This window comes from Paenibacillus phytorum, assembly GCF_013141715.1.
Classification (GTDB): Bacteria; Bacillota; Bacilli; order Paenibacillales; family NBRC-103111; genus Paenibacillus_E; species Paenibacillus_E phytorum.
This window is the reverse complement of sequence record NZ_WHOA01000061.1, coordinates 1-2,089: the sequence shown is the minus strand read 5'-3', so window position 1 is coordinate 2,089 and position 2,089 is coordinate 1. Positions and strand designations below refer to the sequence as shown.

At 35.2% G+C, this 2,089-nt stretch carries 2 protein-coding genes; one reads left to right on the top strand and one right to left on the bottom strand.

Going from position 1 to position 2,089, the window contains the following annotated elements:
* Positions 1-81: 81 nt before the first annotated feature.
* Positions 82-483 (top strand): DUF3888 domain-containing protein, encoded by a 402-nt coding sequence (locus GC098_RS07885; RefSeq protein WP_171642594.1) that lies wholly within the window; start codon positions 82-84, stop codon positions 481-483.
* A 208-nt stretch (positions 484-691) separates the two neighbouring features.
* Here the strand turns inward: GC098_RS07885 and GC098_RS07880 are convergent, their stop codons facing one another.
* Positions 692-1,957, bottom strand: a complete 1,266-nt coding sequence (locus tag GC098_RS07880; RefSeq protein WP_171642592.1) for a hypothetical protein — start codon at positions 1,955-1,957, stop codon at positions 692-694.
* Between the last annotated feature and the right edge of the window lie 132 nt (positions 1,958-2,089).

Here is a 2,089-nt window from a genome sequence, read left to right as displayed (position 1 = left end):
TCAATACCCCCCACCCACTTTTTTAGTAATTTTCGAATGACAAATGGGAAGAATAACCTCAAAACTTTCCGTGGAGGGCTAATGTTAAAATTCATCTTTGCCGCCTGTATACTGTTATTCAGTCAACCTACCACTGTATCGGCAATACCAAACGAAGACGAAGCTGTATGTAATGCAGTTATTGCAAGACTGCTAAGTCCGCAAATACAGGACGAAGTAAAAAGATATTATGAGAAGATACTTGTGCATCCGCCGACTTACGCACCGTTTTATGGAACGCAAGTAACGTGTGAAGCAGCTTCAACGAACAAAACAACTTACTCCGTAACCGTCGTAGTCGTGCCATTTGTCGGTGCTCATGTTTCCGTAGGTGTCGACGAGATTAAATTTCTTGTCAGTTTGAACGGTGACGTAAAGACCGTTAGCTACAAGCACGTCGAGGATCACAAGTTACCGCCCCATTTAAAGGACCTGTACCGTTAGTTGGGAAAAGCAATTCCTTTTTCTGTATGCCTTTCCACCACCAAACTGCCCTTTACCTCAATGAACAAAGCAGATCACCGCGGTGCCTGCTTTGTTTGACTGTCTTTATGAAGCTAACGTTCACCGTTAGCTTAAGAGGCCGCCGATCTTTTGAGGTAGCCTCGATTTCTTCATTGATGAACCTACTTGGGTGTGTCCCGTTCTTGCATTATTGTTTAAAAGCTTTAATCAATGCCGCTTTGTCACGTTTAAGAAAATAGTCTTTCATACCTTGTTCCCATTTCCTTACGAAATAATTTGCATAGTGGGTTATGTAATCCTCATCGGATATATCTTTTAAAAACTCATTAACTACTGGGTTTTTATCTTGAGCTTTTTTATGATCACTCAATTTATAAATTAAATGCATCATATTACCTGGTAACCATTCATCATAAAATTCAGGTCTTTCTTTTCTTTGAAGGTAGGCTAATTTATACATTTTGTAACCATATTTACTAGTCGATACATCCTCAATTATGCACAATTCATTATTGTCGAGAATAACAATATCGCTCTTCTGAAAGAAATCTCCTGTTAATTGACATAATAGTTCATCAATATTTGTTGGATGGGATAATAGTTCGTTCATTTCATTATTAAACCCTTTGGGTTGTATTCCAGTTAATTTTTGTAGTCTATCAATAATACAAAGTATTGTCAGCCAAATTCTTGACATGTTTAACTCAATTTGTTCTTTGTTGGGAAACCATTTATTTCTGTCAGGGTTAAAGTGGATAGATTCACTAAACTCAGAATAGCCTTTATAGGTTAATCCGATAATGAGTTTTTCCCGTGAATTTGTATCTGGTAATGCTTTGATTAATTTCTGTCTGAAGGATTTCTTATTTGATTTGGAATCAGAAGTTCTCAATATATTTTCTCTTTTATTTAAGTACCAACAATTGTTTAACTCAATTGATGACTCGTGGTTGCTAATTGTTTGAACCAATAATTTTTTTTGAAAATCAAGTTTATTGGACGATTTATCAAAAAACTCCTTCCAATCTTTATAAGAATCTATAGAATCCCATAGTTCTTTTAGTAATAAGTAATGCTTGTAGTAAGATTCCTCATTAGTTCTCTTAAACAAAATCAAATCAACTATCGCTTCAAGCAATTTACGCCCCCACATCTGTTGTTCATCAAATACAGCTTGAATAACACTTCTTGCAGGGTATGATTTAGGGTCAATAATTTCTTCCCCAGAGATAAATTCAATCCATCTAAACATTGACGTACCAATTTTTGATATTTCATCTAATACACCAAAAAGGTAAAATCCTTTAGGATTGGATAAAATCAAAGCATGATTGGAATTAGATATGTAATTTTCATTTGACAACTTAATATATGGGCTATATTCATCTAATATTTTTATAGAACATTGAGCCCAATACTTCCATTGAATTAGCCGAGACTCTTTTTCATCCATGAAGATTACCTCACCTTCTCATAGTAGTTCATTTAGTCCTACTTCCATACTAATCTCATTTTAACTATCTGAACATGGTCGAAGTATTACGAGGTAAACTGCCTGTTACTTGAATGAGCAAAAAGAGGAGCT

Coding starts and splice junctions, on each gene's coding strand:
- GC098_RS07880 (WP_171642592.1), bottom strand. CDS start 1,957: ATGGATGAAAAAGAGTCTCGGCTAATTCAATGGAAGTATTGGGCTCAA.
- GC098_RS07885 (WP_171642594.1), top strand. CDS start 82: ATGTTAAAATTCATCTTTGCCGCCTGTATACTGTTATTCAGTCAACCT.